This window comes from Caballeronia arvi (assembly GCF_001544695.2).
Classification (GTDB): Bacteria; Pseudomonadota; Gammaproteobacteria; order Burkholderiales; family Burkholderiaceae; genus Caballeronia; species Caballeronia arvi.
The window spans coordinates 22,132-29,394 of sequence record NZ_FCOM02000072.1 but is presented as its reverse complement, the minus strand read 5'-3'; the positions used below and the strand labels follow the sequence as shown (position 1 = coordinate 29,394).

Sequence of the window (7,263 nt, the reverse complement as noted above, 5' to 3'; positions counted from 1 at the left end):
TATTGAAACTGGGAGTTCCGCAACCCTCTATTTGCCCCTATTCGCAAGCCGCGCCTGGCTTCGCGCCATTCTGCAAGGCCGACTACGTAACGCGAACGAATTTCGCGACGGACGGTATCCCGCTGGAGTCAACAATGAAAAGCATGTAATACCCCGGCGGCACCAATGAACGGTTTGTAGGTATTGTGAGTTTCACATTATTACTATTTCCTGCGACCTTGGATTGCAGTTTGATGAAGCGCTGGTGCATGTCGTTGGCGTGAGTTACAGCGCCGGGCGCGATTAACACAGCGCTGGCAACTTTTGCCGTGTTGGCTGTGATGTTAAATGCTTGACCTAGGGTTACTATAGTTGGAGCGCTGACGATTTGAGGACGAGCGCCTTTAAACATATATGGTGGAGAATAAACTTGGGCTTGGTGCGTGCTAGCTGCCAAGGGATTGTTGTCGTCCTGGGATAACAAGACCGTCGCGTCAGGCAACAGAATGGCACTCGAGTGGTACGCCGCCTGTATAACATGGGGAGCCACCTGCATCCACTGGCCCGTTGGATCGTTAGCAGGCTTGTTGTAGAGCTCGCTTTCGAAGAGGGGCGCGTCGTAAGTCGTAGGCTGCTGATTTCCGCCTACCGTGAATAATGTGCCGTCCGGCAAGATAACCGTATTTCCGTTATGTCGTGCCTGCTGCCAATGCGGAAACTGCTGCCAGCCTGAACCGGGCTGGGCAATATCGAGCCATTCGTTATTGCTGATTGCCGTTTGACCATTCTCTCCACCAGCAATCATTACCATCTGTCTTGGGGGAGTGACTGAAGCATCGCTATAGATGATGCCGTTGCCATACCCAGCATGAGAGGTCGTCAGGGTAGGGACCGAGCTCCACGACCACGTATTCGGAGCGAACAGGAAGGTATTGAAAAAAGCCGGCCCAGCCTGCAACATTTGACCCGATTGAGTGAGATATTGATACGGATAGAGGCCGGTCGGATCGTGCGTAGAAACAGCACTGATAGTGCCGACTCCACCCGCACTAGCCGATGGAGTAAACACCTCCACCACGTTCGTAACGTTTGATGTTACGCCGTTTTGGTCAACCGACCCACTTTGGTCAAAGCCGCTGGTGATCACGACCCGATTGTCGGCCAATTGGGTCGTAGTCGGATACCATCGGCCCACTGACATATTCGGCTGCCTTTTCCAGGTCTCGCTGACAGGATCAAAGGTATAGCTGCTAAGCGCCCCTTCCCAGCCAGTGTGCCCTGAAGGATCATTGGGGTCAGGATATCGCAAATTGCCGCCTGCTATGAACACCCTGCCGTCGCTCAATATTGTTTGTCCGCCGCACCAAATGTTCTCCGGTGGAGTGACGGAATGTCCCGTCCTAGTAGCCGGATCCCAAACATAGGCGACGCCCGTATTAGATGCGGCAGGGTTCCCGTAATCTTCCGGCTTATATGACCAAAACAAAACCTTGCCGGTGTGAAGCAAAACCGAGGCAATACCGACCACTGGGATAACGAAGGGGTCGCTCCATTGGCCAGCCGTAGTGCTCGGCAGCGCATTGGCCGCGGCAAGGACTTGGGGATCCGGCGCAGCCTTTTTTTCCAAGCCTTTTGCCACTCTGCATTGGTGTGCACGTGCATTGGCATGGGCCGCCGCGTGCTCAGGGCCAAGCAGCGCGATCTCGCGGTGCTTAAGCTTGACTTCGGCATCCGGATTCGAGCAGGCGTCGTTAGCAGGATCAACAGCCGGTGCCGCCCAGGCGGTTTGTTGCACATAGGAGACAGGCAGAACACTCAGCGAGACGCCAAGAAGGACTGCTAACGGTTTTCCCGGCAAATTCGCTAATGGATTCATGGTATGAGCTCTTGGTGAATAGAAGCCAGGGGATTGTGGCCATCTGAGCGTGACCAACCGCGCCAACCTAATTGAACTGGCCGCCGACGAATCTTGTCGACGCCGCGCTTCGACTCAACAACGTGGTTCGAACAATCCTTAGGTTACGACATACACGCGCACACGTTGCGATTCGCATGATAGACAAGTTATAGGCGTTGTATGCGACAAATACCACACAAACCGTTAATGAACTCTTCGCAAAACATATGTCTTACAATTCACAACGCGTTCATTAAGTGATGCGATCTTATGCATTGCCGGCTTAGACCAATTTCAGCTAATAGTTGATGCCAACCCCAGCGCTCCCATGAAATGTGAACAGTTGTAATGAATTCCCGCGCCGAATCACGTACCGCGGCTGGCGTACTGCCACATAGCCGATCTCGTGTCGCATCGCACACATTTGCTGGAATTCTGCAGAACCTGCATCATGGTAGCACGGCACGACGATACCACCGTTGTCAATAGGTCGGTGGAATCGGAGGCCGGACCAAAGAACCCTTCCGAAAGACGTCGTATTTCGTTTAATCGGCTAAATATTTTGTGCTCGTGGAGTCGCATCAATTGCGATCTAATTTTTCGAAATAAAGAGGCCGCGAGCGATCACCTCACCTGAATGCGCGAGAACAGCTTCTACCACGACAGGTAAGTCCGCGAGCGAAGAGCATCCGCTGTCCCTCCGACGACGCTTGGATCGCCCCGACCTCTTCCGGAAGCTCATCACCTCAGTGCCGGCAGTTCCGATCGAGCGTGCCATCGTGGTGTGTCTTTTGAAGCAACTCCTCAATTGATGCTGCTCCATGGAAGCGACGTGCTGAATCTATACTGGCTCGCCAAGCTTGAACGTTTCACCGACTACAAGACAACGGCTTGCTCCGTCGCTTCTCAGACGCCGTGTTGATAAGAACTTCCTCATACCTGGATAAAACGGCATCCTTTGATCGTTCAGATATCGCGTATGCTCGACCCGCCGCACCGAGCTCCTCTCGTAAGCCTCGATCGTTCGCTAATTTGACGATGCCGGCACACAGCTCCTCAACGGAGCCTGGATCGACGACAATTCCAATGCGATGTATCGTTTGCCATAGCTCAGTGTTCCGGTGAGCAGTGGCTATGATCGGGCGACCACTGGCAAGCATTCCCAATAGTTTCGATGGCATCACGAGGTCGGCTGCATCCGATCTTTGAGGGAGAATATGAATATCAGCGAGAGAAAGCAAGTCATTGAATTTATCATTTGGTTGCAAGTCGATGAAGCGGATGTTGGAAAGCTCGCGGCAAGCTTCCTGAAGTCCACGCCTTCCAGGGCCGCTGCCACAAAAAACAAACAATAGGTCGGGCCAATCACGAAGTTTTTTTGCTACCTTAGGAAGTAATTCCAAGCCTTGTTTCTGTCCCATATTGCCGGAGTAAAGAACAACAATTGCTCCTGGCTCGATATCGAGTTCGCGGCGGTAAGCACTTGGTACAAAAAGGGGAAATATCTCGCTCGTATTCACCCAGTTGGGAAACAATATTGAGCGCTCGCTGGGAACTCCTTTATCCTTTGCACGCTCGAGCATCTTTACTGAAATTGTCGAGATCTTGTCGAATCTGGACATAAGAAATCGTTCTACTCGCACACCGATGCGCCGAAGGAATCTTCCGTCTAACACGCCGAGTTCGAAGGCTGCGTCTAGTTCATAATCCTGGATATGGAGATAGCTTGACGCTTTCGAAAGCTTAGCAGTGAGCAAGGCGATTGGTGATGCAAATAGTGGTGGCTCTACCACCCACACCGCCTCCGGTTTCCAACGGACGTTCGCTAGCGCTGCTGGCAGAGCACCCGCAGCGAAACTTGCCAAGTGCAAGACTCGGCTAACGCCGGACACGCGGCGGGGACACCAGAACGGAACGCGTGTGACACGTACGCCGTTAATGTTTTCGATTTTGTACCGGGACGGTTGGTACCCATTTAATACCCTCCATTGAGGGTAGTAAGGCGATGCCGTGATGACACGAACCTCGTGACCCTGAGCAAAAAGCCACTCTGCAAGTTCGGTGGAATACTTCCCAATCCCAGTAACTTCCGGTGCATAGTTCAGAGTGAACAGCAAGATTTTCATTTCTTAGCCCTCACCGGTGTTTGATGGGCCGCGCTGGACTTCCGACGCATACCATCAGAGGTGGAATGTCACGTACTACCGTACTACGAGCGCCAATAACGGCACCTTTACCTACAGAGGTCCCCGGACCGACAAAGACGTCTGTACCAATCCATACCTGATCACCGATTTGTATGCTTCGCGCTCTAATCGGGAACGCAGGATCCCGATAATCGTGGTCTCCCCCGCAGAGGTACGAACGCTGGGATATGACGCTATTTGAACCAATAGTTAGCTGTCCAAGACTGTATAGTACGACGTCATCTCCGATCCACGAGAAGTCGCCTATCGCTAACTTCCAAGGATAGGTTACCGTCGCGCTTGGTCGGATAATTACGGATTTCCCGATCTTAGCGCCGAACACACGCAACAGACCTCGTCTCCATCCGTACATTACTTGCGGTGACCATCGGAACAGCGAAGCTTGCACGAGCCACCAAATTTGCACCTTAAAGGAGGACGCGCCTCTGAAGTGCCGCGGCACTCGGAATTCGCGGAGGTCTTGGATCATGTCTTTCCTTCGAAGTCTCGTCCGCATTCTATGGAATCGACTATTCGCTTCAAAGCAGATAAATGACCCGAAGTATTACTCTCGAAGTATGTGTTGCAATTCTCTGAGAGGCGTCGATATGTGATTTCGTCTTCTATGAGCTGTTGAATAAGACCGGCAATAGTTAAGGGTAGGCGAGCTTGGGCTGGTACCACGAAGCCACGCTCGTCACTCACCAAACTTGGGATACACCCCAGCGCCGTAGCGATAACAGGAACCCCGAAGCTGAAGGCTTCAAGAATGGTTACCGGTTCGGCTTCGTTTGGATAGGTCGAGGGAAATACGAGCAAGTCAGTTTGACTAAAGAAACGCGTTTTCTCCAGCCCGTACTGAGGTCCAACATACTGAACCTCTGGCGCCGCTGCGAGTGCAAGGTCAAGCCACCCTTTGACATCTAGGGCAACCGGACCGGCGATCATGAAACGAACTGGAACCTTCCTTGCTTTCAGCTCGCCCGCCACCTCGAAAAACGTCGAGATTCCCTTTTCGAATGTGATGTTCGAGAGGAAAGACACGGTCCTCAGTTGGCGCCGCCCCATACCTCTTTCTTCACTGCTGAGAAAAGCCGCGTTCGACAGGCACGAAATCCGATTTGGACGGGTCTGGTATTGCTTCGACAAGAGCACTGCCATTCGCTCGCATAGAACTATATGATCAGACCGTGGTCCTGCTGCCCAAACACAAAGAAGCGTGATAGCTTTTCGCTTATTCAAATAGGCGAAACTATGATGGTGAATATAAATCTTCGCGCGGAAAACACGCGATATCACGATAAAGGCAAGGTCCCGAAATTGTCCGAAACCACCAGAGAGAGAGAGATACGTTTTTTTTTTGCCTCGTGCGAAAGCCATCAAGCTAACGAATCGAAAGATATGGTGTATGACTCTCTCGCTATTTGTAGTGGCCGCCGCAGTTGTATTATTGCGGTGTCTAGCGATGTCGAAAAGATGTATATTTATATCACGTCTACTCAGTGCCGCAAACATCCGCGCATTTACATTCGACATCCCATGCAGGGGCGGCGGCATTGCCCCAATAAAAAAAAGTGGGCCATGCTTTCTTTCCATAGATGCCTCGTCGAGTATAATTTATCTTGAAAACACCGCAACGACGCGACTTTCGGCAGCGTAACTCGAAAGATGGGAAACTTTTTCATGCTGCGCCTATACCGCGTTCGACGCAAGTGCAACATCCAAGAACTGTTCGGTTGAGCACACAACAGCTACTGCGCTATGTAGTTCTATGAATCATTTATTGGGCGTAGGCATGATTGCATCTGCTGCGGATTGCATTCATGCACTATGATCGTGAAGATGCGCTGACAAGATCCCGCAGCGTTCGATCGGAGTCCGCCTACCTTGTCATTCAAAAAATATTTGAGTAGTCGATTCCAGGCGCTCTCGGGGAACGGTGCCGTATGGTTGGTGCTCCAGCAATGTTTGATGCGCGCACTAGTTGGAATCAAATTTTTGTTGATCGCCCGACTACTCGGACCCGAGGCGGTGGGAATCATTGGCGTGGGCTTATTGGTCTTGGCAATCGCAGAGGCAGTGAGCGACACAGGCGTGGGCCAAGCCATCGTACAGAAAGCGCGTCCCAGTGACATAGAATTGGGTGCGGCATGGTCGCTACTGATCTTGAGAGGTTGCGCCATTGGGCTTGTCATGATGGCGTTAGCACCGTTCCTCGCAAGCCAGTTCCATGTGGCGGGGGCGATGCATATGTTGCTCGCCACTGCAGCGGTCCCCGTGATTCGCGGGTTCGCATCGCCATGTGTATGGGTCTGGTTGCGCGATCGTCGATTCTCTCGAATTGCTATTACGGAGAGTTCTATTGCAGCATTTGACTTTGCATTGGCGTTGGCCGGAGTGTTTCTCGGAATGGGCGTATATGCTGTTGTCGGAGCGATGATACTCTCGGAACTCTGCAGAAGCGTTACATTGTTTATCTTGAGTGCCCCCACTTGGCGACCGAATTTTCGCCTGCGCGCAATCAAGCATTACACCACGTACAGTCGCTGGATCTGGGCAGATAGCCTCGCCAACAATTTGCTTCTTAACCAGTTCGACCGCATAGTGGTGGGAAAGTGGTTTGGGCCGGAGAGTCTCGGCGTTTATCAAATGACGTCGAAGCTGTCGCAAATGATCATGTTCGATCTTCTCTATGCGTATTCTCAGTATCTTTTTCCGACGTTTTCTTCGCAATTTCGCAAGGCGCAAGCGGATGCATACCATGCCTTTAAACAGTATCTCTTCGTAATCGGAATTGGAACCGTGGTTGTATTCATTTGCGCGCAGGTGTGCGCCGGCGTGGCAATCCGGGTGTTGCTAGGTCCGAGTTGGGAGGGCGTGACTCAGCTTCTGCGAATTGCACTGGCGGCTACTGCGTTTAGAGCGCTCGGGACGGTTTTGACTGCTTATCTCCGCGCGACCAACAGGCCTGGCATCGTTACACAGGGTTTGATGGCGCAAGGCTGTGTCTTGCTCGTCGCCATACCCTTGGGCGGCTACTACTGGCAACTCAATGGGGTGGTTGCCGCGCTTGTTCCTGGCGCATTCGTATCGATGGTGTGGATGCTTTTCGGTTGCTTTAGGCGGTGTAACATCGTCGTTGAATCCGCTTACGAGCCGCGGCACGGAAGCGAAGTTGTTAGCGACGCAAGGGAAAACTAA

Annotated in this window: 5 protein-coding genes; 1 reads left to right on the top strand and 4 read right to left on the bottom strand. The window is 52.2% G+C overall.

The window, feature by feature from the left end; all coding sequences use genetic code 11:
• Positions 1–82: 82 nt before the first annotated feature.
• The 4 genes from AWB74_RS38555 to AWB74_RS38540 form a co-directional block, all read right to left on the bottom strand.
• Positions 83–1,855, bottom strand: a complete 1,773-nt coding sequence (locus tag AWB74_RS38555) for a galactose oxidase early set domain-containing protein (protein ID WP_235024849.1) — start codon at positions 1,853–1,855, stop codon at positions 83–85.
• A gap of 890 nt (positions 1,856–2,745) precedes the next feature.
• Complete coding sequence (locus tag AWB74_RS38550; protein ID WP_087039436.1) at positions 2,746–4,002, bottom strand: glycosyltransferase WbuB; 1,257 nt, start codon at positions 4,000–4,002, stop codon at positions 2,746–2,748.
• A gap of 10 nt (positions 4,003–4,012) precedes the next feature.
• On the bottom strand, positions 4,013–4,552 hold the full coding sequence (locus AWB74_RS38545; RefSeq protein ID WP_200822097.1) for a putative colanic acid biosynthesis acetyltransferase: 540 nt from the start codon (positions 4,550–4,552) through the stop codon (positions 4,013–4,015).
• Positions 4,549–5,658, bottom strand: coding sequence for a glycosyltransferase family 4 protein (locus AWB74_RS38540; protein WP_087039435.1), 1,110 nt, complete (start codon positions 5,656–5,658; stop codon positions 4,549–4,551). Before AWB74_RS38540 ends, AWB74_RS38545 begins: the two co-directional genes overlap by 4 nt.
• A gap of 291 nt (positions 5,659–5,949) precedes the next feature.
• Here AWB74_RS38540 and AWB74_RS38535 point away from each other — a divergent pair, with 291 nt between their 5' ends.
• On the top strand, positions 5,950–7,263 hold the full coding sequence (locus AWB74_RS38535; protein ID WP_143749418.1) for an oligosaccharide flippase family protein: 1,314 nt from the start codon (positions 5,950–5,952) through the stop codon (positions 7,261–7,263).

What these genes read in the sequence shown, in the direction of transcription:
- AWB74_RS38540 (WP_087039435.1), bottom strand. Translation starts at nt 5,658, where the DNA reads ATGGAAAGAAAGCATGGCCCACTTTTTTTTATTGGGGCAATGCCGCCG.
- AWB74_RS38550 (WP_087039436.1), bottom strand. Translation starts at nt 4,002, where the DNA reads ATGAAAATCTTGCTGTTCACTCTGAACTATGCACCGGAAGTTACTGGG.
- AWB74_RS38545 (WP_200822097.1), bottom strand. Translation starts at nt 4,552, where the DNA reads ATGATCCAAGACCTCCGCGAATTCCGAGTGCCGCGGCACTTCAGAGGC.
- AWB74_RS38555 (WP_235024849.1), bottom strand. Translation starts at nt 1,855, where the DNA reads ATGAATCCATTAGCGAATTTGCCGGGAAAACCGTTAGCAGTCCTTCTT.